Here is a 19,136-nt window from a genome sequence, read left to right on the forward strand (position 1 = left end):
GTAGTAGGTCTACCGTGGTTAGGTGTGAATCGCCCAAAATCTGACACGGTATACCTAGGTTTTCCCGCGAGCTCGCCCGCGGCGGCGTCGATAAGAGCGGGCCGCGAAGAGGCCCCCGATTTCCCGCGGGAGTGGTTCGAATTTACCAACCCGAACGACCCACACCACGTCTTTTCCATCGACCTAACATGGGTGGAATCGCACTACAGCTGCCAATTTGGGACGTCGGCATGCCGAGGCATCGATAAGAGCCAGCCCGAGGTGGGCTGCTGCGTGCATGGCGCCTATATGGCCGATGAGGAAGACCGCGACCAGCTTTACGACGCCGTCTCGCGCATGCCCGCCAAGTATTGGCAGCTGCGCCCAGCGGGGGTAGATGAGTTCCTCGCGCAGGACGCTACGGACGAGTTGGAGCCATGGCTAGAGTGGGACGAGCTCGACGGCGAGGACGGCGAACCGGAACCGGCGCTGAAGACCCCCATTGTGGATGGCGCGTGCATTTTTGCCAACCGCGCCGGCTGGGCAACGGGTACAGGCTGCGCGCTGCACCAGTGGGCGGTCGATTCCGGCGAGGAGCTCACAGTGGTCAAACCCGAGGTGTGCTGGCAGCTGCCGCTGCGCCGCTACGAGGATTATGAAGAGCGCCCAGATGGGCAGGAGATTCTACGCACCCAGATTGGCGAGTACGACCGCCGCGGTTGGGGTAATGGCGGCGAGGATTTCGATTGGTATTGCTCGGCCGATGCCGCCTGCCACGCCAACCCGCTGCCGATGTGGCAATCGCACGAGGACGAGCTGGTAGCGCTCATGGGCCGAGAGTCCTATGAGATTTTGGCCGCGCACTGCAAGGCGCGCGCCGCGGCGGCCGAGCACGGCGTCCAGCTCACGCAGCACCCGGCCAGCGTGAAGGCCGAGAGCCTGCAGGCAGGAAGCCAGCAGGCGGAGAGCTAGAGCTCGAATTTATAGCCCAAGCCGCGCACCGTAACCAGGTGCTTCGGGCGGGAGGGCTGCTCCTCGATCTTGGAGCGCAGGCGCTTGACGTGGACGTCGAGCGTCTTGGTGTCGCCAACATAATCGGCGCCCCAGATGCGGTCAATGAGCTGGCCGCGGGTAAGTACGCGGCCGGCGTTGCGCAGCAGGTACTCCAAGAGGTCGAATTCCTTGAGCGGCATGGATACCGGCTCATCCGCAACGGTAACGGTGTGGCGTTCCACGTCCATCTTGACGCGGCCGCCCTCGAGGATCTGCTCGGCTACGTCTTCCTCCGCCTCGGTATCGGCACCGGGGCCGGAATCGTGGCCGCGGCGCAGCACCGCGCGGATGCGGGCGATGAGCTCGCGGGAGGAATAAGGCTTGGTCACGTAATCATCGGCGCCCAGCTCGAGGCCGACGACCTTGTCGATCTCGGAATCGCGCGCGGTCACCATGATGACCGGCACGGACGAGGTGGTGCGCAGCTGCTTGCATACCTCGGTGCCTGACATGCCGGGCAGCATGAGGTCTAGAAGGACGATATCGATGTCGTTAGCGGCAAACTTTTCCAGCGCCGTAGGGCCATCGTGCGCGATGATCGGCTCGAAGCCCTCCTTGCGGAGGAGGAATGCCAGCGGATCTGCCAGCGACTCTTCATCTTCAACGATGAGGATGGTGGTCATTGTGCTTTATCCTTTCGACGTGCTGCGACGCGTGCTACTGCACGCGGGAGCCCAGGCGCCGCCGCAGTGACGGCATCCTTTTTCTCATTATCCTTCATGCCAGCATCCTGCGCTGGCTTTTCTTCTCTGTAGATAGGCAACTCAATAGTGAATGTAGAACCCGTACCGGGCCGGGACCACAGTTTGATGTTGCCGCCATGGTTGGCCACCACGTGTTTAACAATTGCTAATCCTAGGCCAGTGCCTCCGGTCTGCCGCGACCGGGCTTGGTCTACGCGGAAGAAGCGCTCAAAAACACGTTTTTGATCATCCGGTGCGATACCGATGCCGCGGTCGGTGACGCGGATGAGCACGACCCCACCGTCCACGACTTTTTGGGAGACCGATACCGGCATCTTCTCCGGCGAATAGTTAATCGCGTTGGAGATGAGGTTAGATAGTGCGGTAACCAGCAGGGACCTATCTCCTTTGACCTGCACGCCGGCGGAGGCGCCCCGGTTGAGCTCGATGGAGCGGGCCTCCGCAGCCAGTTGGTTGCGCGAGAGTGCTTCCTCGATGAGGTCATCGACTGCCAACGGTTCCATCTCTGGCAGCGCCTCAGCGCCTTGCAGCTTGGACAAGGAAATAAGCTCGCTGACCATATCGGCCATGCGGTTGGCTTCCTTGTAAACCTTATTGCCAAAGTACTCCACGGTTTCCTGGTCACCGGGGTCTTGCAGCAGGGCCTCGGCCAGCAGGGCAATGCCGCCGACGGGGGTCTTGAGCTCGTGGGAAACGTTTGCCACGAAATCGCGGCGGGCGGATTCCATGCGGACGTTTTCGCTCTCATCGGTGCCGTAGATGATGACAAAGCGGCCGTCGTTAAGCGTCAGCGGCTTAATAACCGCCTTGAACTGGGTGACGCGGTGGCCCGTGCGGCGCTTGGGAATGGCCAGATCGACGGTGCGGGTCTCCTTGTCCTCGAAGACCTCCTGCGCGGTCTGCCACACGTCCGGGTTCACGGCGCGATCATGCACCAGGGACATCTCGTGGGCGGCGGGATTGGACATGACGATTTCTTGGCTGCGGTCCAGCACCGCCAGGGCCGTCGGCGAGCCCTGCACGGCCAAGTGCAGTACCTGGCTGACCGTCGTGACCTGGTTGGCCTCGGCATCGGTGGCTTGGCGGTAGTGCGCAATGCGCCCGCGCAGCCAAGAAATCGCCGGCAGCGCCAACCCGCAGGCCACCACGCCGGCAACGAAGGAAAGAATCAATTCCACGTGTCTACCCTATCCACCACAAAGTCCCCAGGGAATACTCCCCGGGGACTGTGGCGCAGTTTCTTACTTACCGCCCTGCGCAGCAACGGCAGCGGTACCGGCAGCGGCGGCTTCCGGATCCAGGTAGGTGCCACCTGGGTTTACTACGGAGCCGTCCTCGGTGATCTCATACACCAGCGGGATGCCGGTCGGGATATTCAGGCCGGCAATATCGTCATCGGAAATATTGTCCAGGTGCTTAACCAGAGCGCGCAGGGAATTGCCGTGTGCGGCGATGAGCACGGTCTCGCCCTTCTTGGCGCGTGGGAGGATTTCCTCCTCGAAGTACGGCACGAAGCGGGCGACGACGTCCTTCAGGCACTCGGTCTGCGGGACCTTGTCCAGGTCCGCGTAGCGCGGGTCATTGGTCTGGGCGTACTCGGAGTCATCGGCCAGCTCCGGCGGGCGCGTGTCATAGGAGCGGCGCCATGCCATGAACTTTTCCTCGCCGTATTCTTCCTTGGTCTCGGCCTTGTTCAGGCCCTGCAGAGCGCCGTAGTGGCGCTCGTTGAGGCGCCAATCGCGCACCACTGGGATCCAGTGGCGGTCGGCGGCGTTGAGTGCGATATTTGCGGTACGGATAGCGCGGCGCAGAAGAGAGGTATAGAGGACATCGGGCAGAACGCCTTCCTGCGCGAGCAGCTCACCGCCGCGCTTGGCTTCCGCCTCGCCCTTTTCGGTCAGATCTACATCAACCCAGCCAGTGAACTGGTTGGACTCGTTCCACTTGGATTGGCCATGGCGAAGAAGAATCAGTTTTCCGTTAGTCATGCCTCCAGCATGCCACGAAATTATTACCGGCGTCGGGGTTTAATCCCCAATCGCCCGCCGTTGATGGCAATCCGGGACCTCGATGCGGCTGGCCTCGTCATAGATTTCTGCGAGCGCGGCGGCGGAGCTGGCCCAGCTAAAGCGCGCGGCGTGGGCGACGGCGGCTTCGCCCATGGCGATGCGCATGGGGTCGTCGTCAAGCAGGCGGGCTAGAGCATCGGCCCAATCAGACGGATCATGCGAGTGCACCAGCAGGCCAGTCTCCCCGTCCGCTACGGCGATGGGCAGCCCGCCGACGGCCGCGGCTACCACCGGTGTGCCAGAGGCCTGGGCCTCCAGCGACACTAGGCCGAAGGACTCGTTATAGCTAGGCACCGCCACGATATCGGCCGCGCGGTAGACCCCCACCAGCTCCTCTGGCGGGCGGGCGCCCAAGAAGCGCACGCGCTTATCGACGCCCAACTCGCGCGCCAATTCCCTATAGGCCTCCGGCGCCGTATTGGCCCCCGACGGGCCACCGCAGATAACCACCCGCAGGTTGCGAGCCGGCTCGCGGCGGAAGAGCTCGGCCGTGGCGCGGATAAGGACCTCCGGGCCTTTGAATTTTTGTAAGCGCCCGACAAAGGCCACCACCTTGGTGTGCAGCGGAATGCCCAGCTCGCGGCGGGAACGTTCGGTATTGCGGTCTGTGCCAGGGGTAAAAAGCTCGACGTCGGCGCCGGGCGAGACTACGCGAATGATGTCGCGTTCGGCGTCGTAGTGCTCGGCCAGGTCGCGGGCTTCTTGCTCGGTATTGACCACGAGCAGGTCCGCATTATCTACCAGCTGCTGTTCGCAGATGCGGCGGGCCTCGGACTCCAAGGTGTCATCCGCGGTCCGGGAGGCGTTTTTCACCGCAGCGAGGGTATGGGCCGTATGGATGAGCGGAATGCCCCAGAGATCCCGTAGCAGCCAGCCCACCTGGCCGGAGAGCCAGTAGTGGGAGTGAATAAGGTCATATTTCTTGCCCTGCCACTTGGCAAATTGCACCATGCCGCCCGCGAAAGCGGCCAGCTGGGTAGGCAGATCCTCTTTATCCAGGCCCTCGTACGGCCCGGCGACGATATTAATGACGCGCAGGTGGGGCTCAACCTCAATGATTTCGCCCTGGCTAGGCCGGGTAGCGCGAGTGTAGACGTCCACCTCGATTCCCCGGCGGGCTAGTTGGCGGGCGATATTGAGGACGTAGACGTTCATACCGCCGGCGTCCCCCGAGCCGGGCTGCTCAATGGGGGACGTATGCATAGAGATCATGGCGATGCGCATGGCGCTCAATTCTACCGGCGCTATACTGGCCCCTGCCAGAAACCTACGCTACCGAAAGGTATAGTTTTGTCCGCATACGAATCACAGGCTTGGCTCCAGTATTACCCGGAATGGACACCGCACCACCTCGAGTATGGCGAGACCACGCTGCTGGACATTTACGACAATAATCTTGAGGTCAACGCCGATAAATCGGCCACCTACTTCTTCGGCCGCACCCAAACGTATGCGGAGCTGGACCGTCAGGTTCGCGCTGCGGCCGCTGGCCTGAAGGCCTTCGGTGTACGCCCCGGTGACCGCGTAGCCATCGTGGCACCGAACTCGCCGCAGTACATCGCGGCGTTCTACGCCATCTTGAAGCTGGGCGCCCAGGTGGTGCTGCACAACCCGCTCTACACCGCCCACGAGCTGGAGGGGCTCTTCCAGGATCACGGCGCGCGCATCGCCATCGCCTGGGATAAGGCAGCGCCGACCTTGGAGAAGCTGCGTGCGACCACCAACCTGGAAACGGTCGTGTCCATCAACATGATCAACGCCATGCCTACCTTGCAGCGCGCCGCCCTACGCCTGCCCATCCCGCCACTGAAATCCAAGCGCGAGCAGCTATCGTCCCCGGCGCCCAATACCGTGCCGTGGGAGACCCTGGTGGGCAATGCCATCGGCGGCGACGGCAGCGATATCACCACGCCGGAGGACGTGGACAAAGACACCATCGCGCTGATTATGTACACCTCTGGCACCACCGGCGCCCCGAAGGGCGCCATGCTCTCGCACGGCAACCTGTTTTCTAACATCATGCAGGGCAAGGCGTGGGTTCCTGGCTTGGGCGATAAGCCGGAGCGTATGCTGGCCGCCCTCCCCTTCTTCCACGCCTATGGCCTAACTATGAACGTCACCCTTGCGCAGTTCATCGGCGGCGAGCTTGTCATCCTGCCTAAGCCGGATATGTCGCTCATCATGCAGTTGATGAAGAAGCACACCCCGACCTGGGTACCGGGCGTGCCGACGCTCTACGAGCGCATCGTGAAGGCCGCCGAGGATCAGGAAATCCCCATCAAGGGTGTGCGCGCGGCCTTCTCCGGTGCGTCTACCCTGCCTTCGGACACGGTCAACAAGTGGGAGAACTACACCGGCGGCCTCTTGGTGGAGGGCTATGGCCTCACGGAGTGCTCGCCGATTATTGTGGGCAACCCTATGAGCACCGACCGCCGCCCGGGCTACGTGGGCATTCCGTTCCCGGATACCCAGGTGCGCATTGCCAACCCGGATAACCTGGACGAGACCCAGCCGGACGGCGTTGAGGGCGAGGTGCTGGCCCGCGGCCCGCAGATCTTCAAGGGCTACCTCAACAATGAAGAGGCCACCGAGGCCGCTTTCCACGGCGAATGGTTCCGCACCGGTGACATGGGTGTCATGGAAGAAGACGGCTTCATCCGTCTGGTCAGCCGCATCAAGGAAATCATCATCACCGGCGGCTTCAACGTCTACCCAGGCGAGGTGGAAGAAATCCTGCGCGAGCACCCGAGCATCGATGACGTCGCCGTGGTCGGCCGCCCGCGCGAGGACGGCTCCGAGGACGTCGTGGCCTGCCTCGACCTCGCCGATGGCGCCGCCCTGGACCCGGAGGGACTCAAGGACTACTGCCGCGAGCGCCTGACCCGCTACAAGGTCCCGCGCACCTTCTATCACTTTGAGGAGCTGGCCAAGGACCAGATGGGCAAGATCCGCCGCCGCGAGGTCCAAGCAGACCTCATCCGCCGCCTCGAGGCCGAACAGAACTAACATGTTCCGCCTCATCGATAGCCCCCTCGGACCCTTGCGCTTGCAGGCGAGCCCGCGGGGGCTTTCCCGCGTGGAATTCACCGCGGCCAGCACTCCACAGGAAGCGGTAGGCGGTATGGAAGAAGGGGGCATCGAAAAGCGCAGCGCGGACGTGCTCGACGCCGCCCAGACACAGCTCGCGGAGTATTTTTCCGGCCAGCGCCGCGCCTTCGAGCTGCCCCTCGACCCGCCTGCGACGACCGACTTTCGCGCCGCGGTGCATGCGCAACTGGCAGAGATTGGCTATGGGGAGACGGTCACCTACCGCGACGTCACCAAGCTGCTGGGCCGGCCCGGCGCGACGCGGGCCGTGGGCAGTGCGTGCGGCGCCAATCCCCTACTCATCGTGCGGCCATGCCACCGTGTGCTGCGCAGCGATGGCGGGCTCGGCGGCTATGCGGGCGGTCTGGATGCCAAACGTTTTTTGCTGACACTAGAAGAAAACTAGAGGGATTCCTCATATTTGGATATGCTATCCCCTCAGAAATAGTTTTTGTAGCCAAACGAAAGGTTTTCCGCGTGTCCGCTTCCACCTCCCGAGCCTGGCTCGAGCACTACAGCGATTGGACCCCACACACGCTGGACTACGGCGATAAAACCATCGTCGACTACTACCGCAATAACCTGCGGGTCAACGCCAATAAATCCGCCACCTACTTCTTCGGTAAGACGCAGACCTACGCGGAACTCGATACCCAAGTGCGCGCCGCCGCGGCCGGGCTCAAGGCTTTTGGTATTCGCCCCGGCGACAAGGTAGCCATCGTGCTACCGAACTGCCCCCAGCACGTCGCGGCCTTCTACGCGGTGCAGCTGCTTGGTGCCACCGTGGTCGAACACAACCCGCTCTATACCGCCCCGGAGCTAGAAGGCCTGCTCAATGACCACGGCGCGCGCGTGGCCATCTCCTGGGATAAAACCGCCACCACGCTAGAAAAACTGCGCTCGACCACCCCGCTGGAGACCATCGTCTCCGTCAACATGATCGATGCCATGCCACCGCTCAAGCGCCTCGCACTGCGCCTACCCCTCCCGCCGCTGGCCGCCAAGCGCGAACAGCTCACCAGCCCCGCGCCCAATACCGTGGAGTGGTCCACCCTCATCGGCGCGGCCATTGGCGGCGATGGCTCGGACCTCGATGTCCCTGAGATCTCCCAAGACGATATTGCGCTCATCCTCTATACCTCCGGCACCACCGGAAAGCCCAAGGGGGCACTACTCTCACACGGCAACCTCATTGCCAATGCCATTCAGGGCAAGGCCTGGGTGCCACAGATGGGCAAGAAACAAGAGCGCTTCCTCGCTGCACTGCCCATCTTCCACGCCTACGGCATGACCACGCTGTGCATCTTCAGCATCTACCTTGGCGCCGAGCTCATCCTGGTTCCCTCCCCGCAGATGCCGCTGATCATGGACATAGTGAAAAAGCGCACGCCTACCTGGCTGCCGGGCGTTCCCACGCTGTATCAGAAGATCATGGACGCGGCGGAAGAAAAGGACGTCGACTTAAGCGGCATCCGCAATGCCTTCTCCGGCGCCGCCACGCTGCCTGTAGAGATTGTGGAGCGCTGGGAGGCCATGACCGGCGGCCGGCTGGTGGAGGGCTTCGGCATGACGGAGACTTCCCCGGTACTTACGGCCAATCCCATGAACGGCAAGCACCGCCCCGGCTATGTAGGCGTACCCTTCCCGGATACGGAGGTGCGCATTGCCAACCCTGAGAATCTGGATGAGACCCAACCCGATGGCCAACCGGGCGAGATGCTCGCGCGCGGCCCGCAGATTTTCCAGGGTTATTTTGGCAATGCCGCCGCTACCGAAAAGACCTTCCACAACGGCTGGTTCCGCACCGGCGATATGGCACTCATGGAACCGGATGGCTATATCAAGCTGGTCAGCCGCATCAAGGAAATCATCATCACCGGCGGCTTCAACGTCTACCCCGCCGAGGTAGAAGAGGCGATTGCCCAGCATCCCGACGTCGTGGATGTCGCCGCCGTGGGCCGCCCGCGCCAGGATGGCTCCGAGGATGTCGTCGGCTGCGTCACCCTGCGCGATGGCGCCGTGCTCGATCCAGAAGGCCTGAAGGAATTCTGCCGCGAGCGCCTCACCCGCTATAAGGTGCCGCGCACCTTCTACCACTTTGAGGATCTGGCGCGCGATCACCTGGGCAAGATTCGCCGCCACCAGGTGCGCAAGGACCTGCTCGAGCTGCTGGAGGCAAAGGCCTAAACTTAGCGGCTATGGCAGATATTCATTACGGCGCTACCTTGACGGATTTCCTCGCGGCGGCCGTCGCCAGGTTTCCGCAGCGCCCCGCCACCTACTTCGCTGGCCACACGCTCACCTATAGCGAGCTCGACGCCCAGGTGGCGGCCGCGGCTGGGGCCCTGCGCAAGATGGGCGTGCGCCCCGGCGACCGCGTGGCGCTCCTGCTGCCCAATTGCCCGCAGCACGTGGTGGCATTCTTCGCCATCCTGCGCCTGGGCGCAGTGGTGGTGGAGCACAATCCGCGCTATACCGCGCACGAGCTTACCCCGCTGCTTGCCCACCATGGCGCCCGCGTGGCGATTGCCTGGGAGGACATCGCCCCCACCGTGTCCGCGCAGGTTGAGACCACCATTACCGTTTCCCTCAGCGAGCCGCTTCCCCTCAGCGGCGCCCCGGTGGAGCCGCATCCTGCCGCGCTTGCCGACGCCGCCCTTATCCTCTACACCTCCGGCACCACCGCCCGCCCCAAGGGCGTGGTCTTAACCCACGGCAACCTCGCGGCCAACTGCCTGCAGCTGGAAACCCAAGCCCCGCTGCGCGCTGGCCACGAGCGCTTTCTGGCCGCGCTGCCCATGTTCCATTCCTATGGCTTGACGATGAGCGTGCTCCTCGCGGTGCGCTGTGCGGCCGAGATCATCCTGCTGCCTGCCCCACACACCGACGCGGTGACCAAGGCGCTTGCCGCCCGCCGTCCCACCTGGATGCCGGGCGTGCCCACCATCTACGAGCGCGCCATGGTGGCCACTCCCGCGGCCGCAGACACAGCCCCTTCTGACGCGCCCGCGGATCTTGGCGGGGTGCGCTACTCCATCTCGGGCGCGGCTTCCCTCCCCTCGCGCATCATCGAGCCATGGGAGGCGCGCACCGGCGGCATGCTGGTGGAAGGCTATGGGCTTACGGAGACCTCTCCCGTGCTGACTATCAACCCCCTCGATGACACCCGGCGCGCCGGCACCATCGGCCTGCCGCTGCCGGATACGCAGCTGCGCATCGGAGATCCTCACGACCTCAGCCGCACCCAGCCGGATGGCGAGGCCGGCGAAATCCTCGCCCGCGGCCCGCAAGTCTTTAGCGGCTACCTTGCCGACGCCCCCGCCACCGCCGCCGCCTTCCACGACGGCTGGTTCCGCACCGGGGACATGGGCGTGCGCGATCCCGATGGCCATATCCGCTTGGTGGGCCGTATCAAGGAAATCATCATCACCGGTGGTTTCAATGTCTATCCCGGCGAGGTCGAGGAGGCTTTAACCTCCCATCCTGATATCGCCCAGGCCGCGGTCGTGGGCGTTCCTCGCTCCGATGGTTCTGAGGATATCGCCGCCTGCGTGGTGCTTACCCCCGGCGGGCAGCTCGACGAGTCCGCCTTGCGCGACCATTGCCGTGGGTTGGTGGCGCGCTATAAGGTCCCGCAGCGCTTCTTTGCCATGGATGAGCTCGCCGGCGATCAGCTGGGCAAGCTGCGCCGCCGCGATGTCCAGCGCGATCTCCTCGCGCTACTCAACCAGGGCTAGCCTTCTCCAAGCCCTTCCCGGCGCACCGCCTGTTTGTAGATGCGCTCAGAACGCTCCTCAAGATCGTGCTGGGCGCGGGCTTGGGATTTAGCGGCGGCGTCGGAACGCGGCGGGGCCTGAATATGCCGCGCGGCGTGCAGGCCCAGTTGCAGTTCTTTGGCGCGCAGAACCTCCGCATCGATTTTGATGCCCAAAATGAGCATCGTATTAGATAGCCACACGGCCATGAATACGGCCATGATGAGGCTGAAGGCGCCATAGACGCTGGCTCCGGCAAAGCGCTGGGTATACAGCGCAAATGCTCCCCACACCACGACATTGGTACTCAGCGCCACAACGGAGCCTAGGGTTATCCATCGAAAGCGCGCCGGCCGCACGTTCGGGGAAAAGTGATACAAGATAGCGATCAAGCTCAGCACAATCACCACGGTGAGCGGGAAGCGCAGCCAATTCCACACTGGCATGAAGATCCCACCCAAAAAGTCCGCGGTGCCTTGCATCTCCAACTTGCCCGCGAGCGGATCGATAACGCCGCTCACGATGGTATCGCGCAGCAGGTTAGCAAAGAGGACGATGACCGCACCGATGACGAGAACAATGGTCAGCCCCCACATCAGCGCCCAGGTGCGGATGATTCCACGGCCTTCCACTCGCCCATAGACGGTATTGGCCGTGCGCGAGAAGGCGCGCACATAGGCCGAGGCGGCAAAGAGCGAAATCAGCACGGATACCACCAGCGCGAAGGTACCTTGCGCCGTGGAACCAATGATGGAGCCAACCAATTTCTCGGCCTGCTCCGTCATGGAACTGGGCACGTAGTCCGCAATGAATTGCGAGGTTAATTCGTGCACCTCGGCACGTCGCGAGGAGAAAATAAGCGTGGCGATGGAATAGGCAGCCAGCACCGTGGGGGCAAAGGCCATGAGCGTGAAGTACGTCATCGTGGCCGCACGATCCATCAAGGCATCATGAAAGAAATCGGCCCACACGCGGCGCACCACCAGCCCCCAGCTTTCCTTACGCAAGCGGTTGCCGCGGGCCAGGGGATCTACTTCCTCGGTATGGCCCGCAATCTTGACCACGGTGGGCGCGGTGCTGGGCACGATCTTATCCGCCCCCTCGTACCCGGATTCGCTCACCGGAGTGGCCGCGGCGCTCGACGGAGTGCCGGCAGGCTGGCGGCCGGCGGGCTGCTCGCCGGCGGGCCGCTCACCGTCAGGCTGTACGGCAGAAGGCAAGTCCCCAGGGGTGCGTGCGGCGCCGGGGGCCTCGGCGGCGTCGTCCAGAGTGCTCATATTATCCCAGCGTATGCGGTAAAGAATCTATTTCAGGAAGTGACACTCAACCGTGATTACACTGGAGAAGCATGACTGAACAGAATGACACAAAGCTCAACGTTAAGTCCTTCGAACTCGACCACCGCCTAGTCAGCGCGCCATATATCCGCGTGGCCGACCGCACGGATTTGGGCGGCGGCGTCGAAATCATCAAGTATGACCTGCGTTTCTGCCAGCCTAACCAGGACCACCTGGATACCAAGGCGCTGCACTCGGTGGAGCACATGATGGCAAACTTCATGCGCAACTACACCGATAAGCTCATCGGTTTCGCCCCGATGGGCTGCCGCACCGGCTTCTACGCCATCACCAACGGCATGGAGCAGGACGAGCTGCTGCGCGCGGTGGAAGGCGCGCTCAACGATATTCTTAACGCTACCGAGGTACCGGCCGCCAACGAAGAGCAGTGCGGTTGGGGTGCGCACCACAGCTTGGAGGGCGCGCAGGAGGCGGCCCGCGCATTCCTGGGCGCTAAGGATGAGTGGCTCCAGGTCATGGCCGCCTAAGCGAGTCGCCGGCGCGATAGGCGTCGAACTGAAAAAGCAGCCACGATAGACCCGAAAACCGCGTGGTAAAGGGCGCTATCGTGGCTGCTTTGGAGGTTTTAGACCCCGAGACTCGGAGCGAAAGCGCAGTCGCGCGCTACTCGTCGAGGGAAAGGCCGATCCACACCGGTTCAGGCACGAGTTCCACGCCGAAGGTCTCGTGGACGCCGTCGCGGATGATGCGGGCGAGGTCCACAATATCGGCGGCCGTGGCCTCGCCGCGGTTGGTCAGCGCCAGCGTGTGCTTCGTCGAGAGCGTGGCCCGGCCGGAGCCCGGGTAGCCCTTGGCAAACCCGGCGCGGTCAATGAGCCAGGCGGCAGACAACTTTTCCCGGCCGGCCTCGGCAGAGGGGTGGCGGGGCATGGAGTCTGCGGTGGCGTCGCCAAGCGAGGTACGGACCTTGGCCTGGACGGCGTCGGCAAGAGCGGAGTCCACCACCGGGTTGGTAAAGAAAGAGCCGGCGGACCAGGTGTCATGGTCGGTGGGGTCGAGCACCATACCCTTGCCGCGGCGGAGCTTTAAGACCTCCTCCCGGACCTCGGCCACGGGGCGGCGCTCGCCCGGATTCTGGGTGAGCTGACCAAAGCGCAGTGGGCGGGAAAGGCCCTCGGTATCGAGCTGGAGCTCCACCTCCAACACCACGGCGCGGCCGGTGAATTTTAGGTTGGAATAGCGGTAAGCCAGGTCCAGGTCGGAGGCGGGGACCCACTCATCGGTATCGGTGCGGCGGTTATAAAGGCGCACGCGGCTAAGGACCTCGGAGATTTCCGCGCCGTAGGCACCCACATTCTGCACGGGGACCGCGCCCACGGTGCCGGGGATGCCGGAGAGGCACTCGATGCCGCCTAGGCCAAGCTGCACGGAGCGGGCCACCACGTCATCCCAGACGGCGCCGGCCTGCGCGCGCACCACGCCGGTTTCGGCGTCCATGGAAACCTCATCAAAGTCAAGGACGACCGCGACGAGATCCACGGCGCCATCGGCCACCAAGAGGTTGGAGCCGCCGCCAACGACGATGAATTTCACTTCGGCGTGATCAAGGGCACGCACCACGGCAACGGCGGCCTCCGGCTGCGAGCAGCGCAGTGCGGCCTGCGGTTTTCCGCCTACACGCAGCGTAGTCAGGTCCGCGAAGGTGGCGGCGGGGTCCAGTTCTACGCCGTCGATCGCTGTGAGCTGTTGCGTCAAAGATTTATCAAGCACGCCTACCAAGGTAGTCTGTTAGGCATGTCAACCCGTAGTGAAAACACCGTAACCATCAATCACCCCATCGAAAAGGTTCACAAGGCGCTGCTCACCAAGGAATACTGGGAGTACATCGTGGCCAACCTCTCCCCCGAGGCGGGCCAGGTGCACGACTTCAGCGATAACGTAGCCACCCTCTTCGAGGTTCTGCCGACCACCCTGCTGCCAGAGGCAGTGCGCGCCATGGTCTCCCAGGACCTGAAGGTCAAGCGCGTGGTTACCGTGGGCGAGCTCAACGGTGAGGCTGCTGACGTTAACTACACCGCGGACGTCAAGGGCACCCCGGTTGATTTCAAGGGCGATATCTCCCTGGCCGGCGAAGGCGAAATGACCAAGCTGTCCTACGTCAACGAGATCTCCGTCAATATCCCGATGATGGGCGCCGCCATCGAGCCGAAGGTAGGCGAGTCCCTGGGCGAGCTCTTCGATAACGAGGGCAAGCTGACCGAACAGTGGATTTCTGAGAACGCCTAAGTTCTCAAGACCCAGAATCTATGGCCGACCACGCACATAATCTGCGCGCCAGCGCAGCTGCGGGTCGGCCTTTTGGCGTTATTACCCGCGGTACCACCAACCACAACCGGCTGCGCCGCTGCGATAGGTGGATGCTCGCGCACCCGGAGGTTTCCGCGCTGCTGCGGCATGTGGATACGCCGCTGGCACTCGATGTGGGCTACGGGGCCTCGTATGCGACCACCGTGGAGTGGGCAGGGTGGCTGCGCCGGGCGAATCCGCGGGTAGACGTGCGCGGACTGGAAATCCACCCGGACCGGGTGCTGCCGCCGCGCGATGGCGTGCGCTTCGAACTCGGTGGCTTTGAGCTGGCCGGCTACCGGCCGCAGCTGGTGCGCGCGTTTAATGTGCTGCGCCAGTATGACGTGGACCAGGTGGAAGAGGCCTGGCAGACGGTATGTTCCCGGCTTGCCCCAGGCGGCTTCTTTGTGGAGGGCACCTGCGATGAGCTCGGCCGGCGCGCGGCCTGGTTGCTGCTCGATGCCCATGGTCCGCGGACGCTCACCCTGGCGTGGGACCCGTTTGATGTGGCGCGCCCTTCCGATATTGCCGAGCGCCTGCCCAAAATCCTCATCCACCGCAACGTGCCCGGCGAGCCCATCCACGAGCTGCTTCAGGCCGCCGACGAGGCCTGGGACCACGCGGCGGGGTGGGCACCCTACGGCCCGCGCGTGCGCTGGCGCATGGCACGAGCCGCGCTTGCCGACGCCCCCTTTAACATCCAACCCGTCCGCCGGCGCCTGCGCGATAATGTGCTCACCGTGGACTGGGAATCGGTGGCGCCGCAGAGCTAATTTCCCCGCGTTGCCGTGACAGTGCGGCGCAGCTGTGAAGTGCCTAGCAATGTGTCCGAAGGCTCCCGCAGACTTTGCCCCACGCCGTCTCATGCGCCACACTGGTACGCATGGCTTCGAAGAAATCGGCGGGCTCACTCGCCTGGAAAATCATCATTGGCATCCTCGTAGCACTCCTCGTGCTCATTCTGCTGGCCGAGTTTGGCCTGCGCTGGTTCATTGGCAACCAGATGACCTCGCAGTTCAACGAGGCCGCTGAGCAAGAGGGCATCCAGGTCAAGGAAGACCCCTCCGTCAGCTTCGGCGGCAGCCCGCTCCTGCTGGGTCTGTTTAAGGGCTCCATTTCCCAGATGGATATGACCACGCCGTCCACCCTGCAAATCGACGGCACCGAGATCAAGGGCCAGCCTGCCTCCGAGATCCACGTGGAAGATATGAGCACGGACCAGGACAACCCGGTGGCCGGCAAGCTGCGCGCTTCTACCACCGTGCCGGATGACTACCTGCTGGCGTCCTTCCAGAAGGGCATTTCCGAGCAGGCAGGCAGCGAGAAGATAGGCAATATGGTGGTTACAGAGATCACCGCCAATGAACAGGACCATGCGCTGGACGTGAAGTTCGCCGGCGGCCTAGCCAACCTCTCGCTGGAGCCCACTGCCCACGATGGAAAACTGGAGATCCGCGCCACCGAGGCCTCCATCTTCGGCCTCGAGCTGCCGGACCAGGCCACCGAAGCCATCTCCTCCGCGCTGCAAAACGGCATGTCGGATCAGTTCGTAGGCTCGGACATGAACGTCGATTCCGTGGAGGTGCTCGATGGCGAGCTCAAGCTCACCATCACCGGCACTGATGTTCCGATGAACGACATGGATAAGCTGGCCGGCGGCGAGGGCACCACCGGCAATGGTGGGGCCAACAATGGCGCGCCGCAGCAGGACGCGCAGAAGGAAGCCGCCTAAACCAAAGCAACGGGAAATTCGAGGACCGGAAGCGTGGCAGCGGCCAACGCCGGTCCTTTTTTCATGCCTTCTTCACCGGCACCGGAATCCGCGCGCTCCGCGGCCGCAGCCTCGCTGCTGCGCACAATAAGGCGCTGGTAGCCGGCCTGCTGTGCAGCCATAACCGCAGCATCCGCGGCATCGGCCGCATCTGCGCCCACAGCCTCCGGCACGATGAGGCCCAAGCGGGCCGGATCGGGGCAGGCCTCGCGGATGGCGATGAGCTCGGAGAGCACGGCATTGGCATCCGTCACGATCTCATCGAGGCTGACCCACACCTCGCTGGCGCCCGATTGGATGGCCAAGCGCGCCTCAGAGGCCTTAATGAGCGTGTGGTGGCGGCCGGTGGGATAGCCAGCGACGGAGATGATATCGGCCGCGCCGGCCCCCGCGGCAATAGAAACGTGGTGTGGGGAGACCACGACGGTGTTATCGGCGGCGCGGTCCTTGACCATCGCGGCCGGGGCAGCAAGCAGGTTAAGCATTAGTAGCTGTAATCGCCGTTGATAATGGCCTTGAGCTGCGGGCGCACATCAAACCAGTACACGCCGGTAATGACCGTGCCGATCCAGGACAGGAATGGCATGCCGGTGGCCATCGCTACCGCCGAGCCTGCCAGCAGGCCAACCCACACCCACTTGCCCTGACGGTCGCCGGCGCGGAAGGCGTCCTCGCGCGTGGCGGCGGCAAGCACCGCACCGACGATGGCGGTCAGGGTGAGGATTTGGAAAATGATGGCATCAAAGCGGAATGCGAGATATAGAAGGATGTCCATGCAGATTAATTCTTCGGGTCGTCGGTATCGATTACTTCGCCATCGATAATATTATCGCCCTGCGAAGGAGCCGAATTCTGGCCGGGGCGCGCGCCGTTCTTCTTTTCCGCGCGACGGGCCTGGGCGGAATTATAGGCATCCATAACGCCCCCACGGGTCTCCTGATAGGCGGTGGAGAACTTGCCCTTGGCGTCAGCGAAAGACGCGGACTCGCGGGTGCCGTCCGCGGCCTTCTTCAAGGAAGCACCAAATTCCTTCGCGGTGGCGGTGGCCTTGTCCACTAGGCCATCCTTGCCGGTGGCGCCGTAGGGGCTTTGTGCCTGCGCGCCATGAGCGTGCTGGGTGCGCTCTTCTTGCAGGCGGCCGCCGAAGTCCTTGGCTACCTCAAAAGCAGCGCTGCCGGCATCCTTCAGGGAATCGAAAATCTTCTTATTATCACTCATTGCTCATTACTCCTTGTGTCTAAGCACCAAAGATAAGGTGGTTGATCGCGAATATCACCAATCCTGCCAGGGAACCGACGATAGTGCCGTTTAAACGAATAAACTGCAGGTCCTTGCCCACCATGAGCTCGATATTGTGGGAGGCTTCCTCCGCATCCCAACGCTTGATGGTCTCCGGGATAATCGCGATAATTTCCGGCGCGAATTTCTCCACCGCGTAGCGCGCGGCCTTGTCCACGAGCGCATTGGCCTGGGCCAAGAACTCGGAGTCCTCGAGCAGGCGGTGCGCCAACTCCTTTACCTTCGCCGTAATCTTCTGGCGCAGGAAGGACTCTGGGTCATTGAGCTGGTCAATAAGCGTGGTGGATACCGTGCGCCACATGGCCGCCGGTGCCTGCTGGGCTTGGTCGGAGGCGAGCATCTCTTGCTTGATGCCCTCAATGCGCCCGCGCATGTCCTCGTCCCACTGCAGATCCGAGGCCAGCTTGGACAGGTTGCGGCGAATGGCCAGGCGGGCCTCGTGGTTGCCATTGCGGCGCACCTCATCGGCGAATTCTACGAGCTCGGTATAGACCTTCTCCCCCACCATCTCGCGGGCAAAGCGCGGCGCCCATCCCGGCATGCGCTCGTCGATGGCGGTGACCACGGTGGGCTCCATGCTCAGAATCTTGCCGTGCGCCCACTCAATGAGGTCGTCTTCCAGCGGACGAGCCTTGCCGTCAGCAATATAGCCCTCCAGCAACCTACCCAGCGGTGGGCCCCACTCTGGTTCGGCCAGGCGGTCCATGACTTGGGTGCGGATGAATTGCTCTGCCTCTTCGGGGTCGAGATCCTCCACCACGCTGGCGGCGCGCTCGCCAATCCACGCGGAGACCTCCTCCGCCTTGCCGGGCTCCACACCCTGGCGTGCCAGCCATAGCGGCAGCTCCGCCTCCCGCACCTTGGCGCTAAGCGCATCCGCGGTAAGGAAGTTCTCCTCCACAAAGTCACTTAAGGCATCGCCCACGCGGTCCTTATTATTCGGAATCAGCGCCGTATGCGGGATGGGCAGCCCCAACGGCCGGCGGAATAGCGCGGTCACCGCAAACCAGTCCGCCAGACCGCCCACCATGCCGGCCTCCGCCGCTGCGCGCACGTAGCCCACCCAGACGGGAGCCCCGCTTTCCGACGCCTGCCACCACGAACACCCCAAAAAGATCACCGCCGCACCAATCAGGAACGACAGCGCAATCGCTTTCCAACGGCGCAGATCCGCCCGCCGCGCCTCCTGGTTGCCAGCCTGCGGAACGGGAGCAGCACCCGACGATGCCGGCTCCAGTGCCGATGCGGCTGCCGATTCGAGGCCTTCGTCCGCGCGGTGCGTCATGAGTTCTCCTTGGGTTGGGAAGGTGTATTCGGATTTCGGCTATTAAGCCTAGTGCGTACTTAAAAGCACTCGACCTCTGCCTTCAGTAGTTAAGTTTATGAACGAAGAATGTGAGCATCATCCTGAAGTCAGGTTCCTTGGAAGGCGTCTTAGAGTACCTAGGGGTTCAGGAAACCACATTTTCGCTAGAACTCGGTTCATTAATTATGGACGCCTGTCAATGCCCTCTTCGAGTTCAAAATTGATCCTCACGGAAACAGCCCGCACGTCCGGTGTCGACGATGCCACGGACGAGTTCTTCCCGTTCATTGACGCCATTGACCTTGCCAAGCAATTATTGGGCCTGGCCTAACGGCTCGTTAGGCTGCCGAGCGTGTCAAGTTGTTTGTGTGTGGGGCTGGGTTTATAGGTATTTGTCGAAGCGGTCGGGGTAGGCCACGGCCATTTGGTTGATGGCTTGTTTCCAGCCGGATACTCGGGCTCCTTCCAT

The 19,136-nt window shown here is 63.0% G+C and carries 20 protein-coding genes; 10 read left to right on the forward strand and 10 right to left on the reverse strand.

Annotation, left to right across the window (positions count from 1 at the left end; all coding sequences use genetic code 11):
* The first annotated feature begins 24 nt into the window (after window positions 1–24).
* Window positions 25–951, forward strand: a complete 927-nt coding sequence (locus tag MHY24_RS10345; protein WP_239230464.1) for a hypothetical protein — start codon at window positions 25–27, stop codon at window positions 949–951.
* On the opposite strand, the gene MHY24_RS10350 is transcribed toward MHY24_RS10345, so the two are convergent.
* The 4 genes from MHY24_RS10350 to mshA all read right to left on the reverse strand — a co-directional run bounded on the left by MHY24_RS10350 (window position 948) and on the right by mshA (window position 5,029).
* The gene (locus tag MHY24_RS10350) at window positions 948–1,655 is read right to left on the reverse strand and encodes a response regulator transcription factor (protein ID WP_204610356.1); all 708 of its coding nucleotides are present in this window, start codon (window positions 1,653–1,655) and stop codon (window positions 948–950) included. The genes MHY24_RS10345 and MHY24_RS10350 overlap by 4 nt on opposite strands.
* Entirely contained in the window at window positions 1,652–2,914 is a 1,263-nt protein-coding gene (locus MHY24_RS10355) for a cell wall metabolism sensor histidine kinase WalK (protein ID WP_204610358.1), read from the reverse strand. The genes MHY24_RS10350 and MHY24_RS10355 overlap by 4 nt, the downstream gene beginning before the upstream one ends.
* A 63-nt stretch (window positions 2,915–2,977) precedes the next feature.
* Complete coding sequence (locus MHY24_RS10360) at window positions 2,978–3,724, reverse strand: phosphoglyceromutase (RefSeq protein WP_239230466.1); 747 nt, start codon at window positions 3,722–3,724, stop codon at window positions 2,978–2,980.
* 39 nt (window positions 3,725–3,763) lie between these two features.
* Entirely contained in the window at window positions 3,764–5,029 is a 1,266-nt protein-coding gene (gene mshA / locus MHY24_RS10365) for a D-inositol-3-phosphate glycosyltransferase (protein ID WP_239230468.1), read from the reverse strand.
* 66 nt (window positions 5,030–5,095) lie between these two features.
* Between mshA and MHY24_RS10370 the strand changes: the two genes are divergently transcribed.
* The 4 genes from MHY24_RS10370 (at window position 5,096) to MHY24_RS10385 (ending at window position 10,629) form a co-directional block, all read left to right on the forward strand.
* On the forward strand, window positions 5,096–6,811 hold the full coding sequence (locus MHY24_RS10370; RefSeq protein ID WP_239230470.1) for a long-chain-fatty-acid--CoA ligase: 1,716 nt from the start codon (window positions 5,096–5,098) through the stop codon (window positions 6,809–6,811).
* Window position 6,812: 1 nt separating this feature from the next.
* Complete coding sequence (locus tag MHY24_RS10375) at window positions 6,813–7,298, forward strand: methylated-DNA--[protein]-cysteine S-methyltransferase (protein ID WP_239230472.1); 486 nt, start codon at window positions 6,813–6,815, stop codon at window positions 7,296–7,298.
* A gap of 71 nt (window positions 7,299–7,369) precedes the next feature.
* Window positions 7,370–9,079 (forward strand): long-chain-fatty-acid--CoA ligase, encoded by a 1,710-nt coding sequence (locus MHY24_RS10380; RefSeq protein ID WP_239230474.1) that lies wholly within the window; start codon window positions 7,370–7,372, stop codon window positions 9,077–9,079.
* Between the two features lie 11 nt (window positions 9,080–9,090).
* Complete coding sequence (locus MHY24_RS10385) at window positions 9,091–10,629, forward strand: AMP-binding protein (protein ID WP_239230476.1); 1,539 nt, start codon at window positions 9,091–9,093, stop codon at window positions 10,627–10,629.
* On the opposite strand, the gene MHY24_RS10390 is transcribed toward MHY24_RS10385, so the two are convergent.
* Window positions 10,626–11,924: a YihY/virulence factor BrkB family protein gene (locus tag MHY24_RS10390; RefSeq protein ID WP_239230478.1), complete on the reverse strand. Its 1,299-nt coding sequence runs from the start codon at window positions 11,922–11,924 to the stop codon at window positions 10,626–10,628. The genes MHY24_RS10385 and MHY24_RS10390 overlap by 4 nt on opposite strands.
* 71 nt (window positions 11,925–11,995) lie before the next feature.
* On the opposite strand from MHY24_RS10390, the gene MHY24_RS10395 reads away from it, so the two are divergent.
* On the forward strand, window positions 11,996–12,472 hold the full coding sequence (locus tag MHY24_RS10395; RefSeq protein WP_239230480.1) for an S-ribosylhomocysteine lyase: 477 nt from the start codon (window positions 11,996–11,998) through the stop codon (window positions 12,470–12,472).
* Window positions 12,473–12,608: 136 nt separating this feature from the next.
* Here MHY24_RS10395 and MHY24_RS10400 read toward each other — a convergent pair whose 3' ends face one another.
* A complete protein-coding gene (locus MHY24_RS10400) occupies window positions 12,609–13,715 on the reverse strand; it encodes a UDP-N-acetylmuramate dehydrogenase (RefSeq protein ID WP_239230482.1) in 1,107 nt (368 codons plus the stop codon).
* Between the two features lie 24 nt (window positions 13,716–13,739).
* Between MHY24_RS10400 and MHY24_RS10405 the strand changes: the two genes are divergently transcribed.
* The 3 genes from MHY24_RS10405 (at window position 13,740) to MHY24_RS10415 (ending at window position 16,023) form a co-directional block, all read left to right on the forward strand.
* Window positions 13,740–14,231 carry a DUF2505 domain-containing protein gene (locus MHY24_RS10405; protein WP_239230484.1) on the forward strand — a complete coding sequence of 164 codons (492 nt, stop codon included), beginning with the start codon at window positions 13,740–13,742 and terminating at the stop codon, window positions 14,229–14,231.
* 20 nt (window positions 14,232–14,251) lie between these two features.
* Complete coding sequence (locus MHY24_RS10410; RefSeq protein WP_239230486.1) at window positions 14,252–15,064, forward strand: class I SAM-dependent methyltransferase; 813 nt, start codon at window positions 14,252–14,254, stop codon at window positions 15,062–15,064.
* Between the two features lie 110 nt (window positions 15,065–15,174).
* Window positions 15,175–16,023 (forward strand): DUF2993 domain-containing protein, encoded by an 849-nt coding sequence (locus MHY24_RS10415; protein ID WP_239193805.1) that lies wholly within the window; start codon window positions 15,175–15,177, stop codon window positions 16,021–16,023.
* On the opposite strand, the gene MHY24_RS10420 is transcribed toward MHY24_RS10415, so the two are convergent.
* The 4 genes from MHY24_RS10420 to MHY24_RS10435 are packed head-to-tail and all read right to left on the reverse strand — an operon-like array spanning window position 16,020 to window position 18,646.
* Window positions 16,020–16,547 (reverse strand): deoxyribose-phosphate aldolase, encoded by a 528-nt coding sequence (locus tag MHY24_RS10420; RefSeq protein WP_239230488.1) that lies wholly within the window; start codon window positions 16,545–16,547, stop codon window positions 16,020–16,022. The genes MHY24_RS10415 and MHY24_RS10420 overlap by 4 nt on opposite strands.
* Window positions 16,547–16,837 carry a DUF2516 family protein gene (locus MHY24_RS10425; protein WP_204610383.1) on the reverse strand — a complete coding sequence of 97 codons (291 nt, stop codon included), beginning with the start codon at window positions 16,835–16,837 and terminating at the stop codon, window positions 16,547–16,549. Before MHY24_RS10425 ends, MHY24_RS10420 begins: the two co-directional genes overlap by 1 nt.
* A gap of 5 nt (window positions 16,838–16,842) precedes the next feature.
* The gene (locus MHY24_RS10430) at window positions 16,843–17,280 is read right to left on the reverse strand and encodes a CGLAU_01105 family protein (protein WP_204610385.1); all 438 of its coding nucleotides are present in this window, start codon (window positions 17,278–17,280) and stop codon (window positions 16,843–16,845) included.
* Window positions 17,281–17,299: 19 nt separating this feature from the next.
* Entirely contained in the window at window positions 17,300–18,646 is a 1,347-nt protein-coding gene (locus MHY24_RS10435; protein WP_204610387.1) for a DUF445 domain-containing protein, read from the reverse strand.
* Between the two features lie 220 nt (window positions 18,647–18,866).
* On the opposite strand from MHY24_RS10435, the gene MHY24_RS12090 reads away from it, so the two are divergent.
* The gene (locus MHY24_RS12090) at window positions 18,867–18,998 is read left to right on the forward strand and encodes a hypothetical protein (RefSeq protein ID WP_255712345.1); all 132 of its coding nucleotides are present in this window, start codon (window positions 18,867–18,869) and stop codon (window positions 18,996–18,998) included.
* The last annotated feature ends 138 nt before the right edge of the window (window positions 18,999–19,136 follow it).

The organism is Corynebacterium sp. ACRPQ (assembly GCF_022347225.1).
GTDB classification, from domain to species: Bacteria; Actinomycetota; Actinomycetes; order Mycobacteriales; family Mycobacteriaceae; genus Corynebacterium; species Corynebacterium tuberculostearicum_D.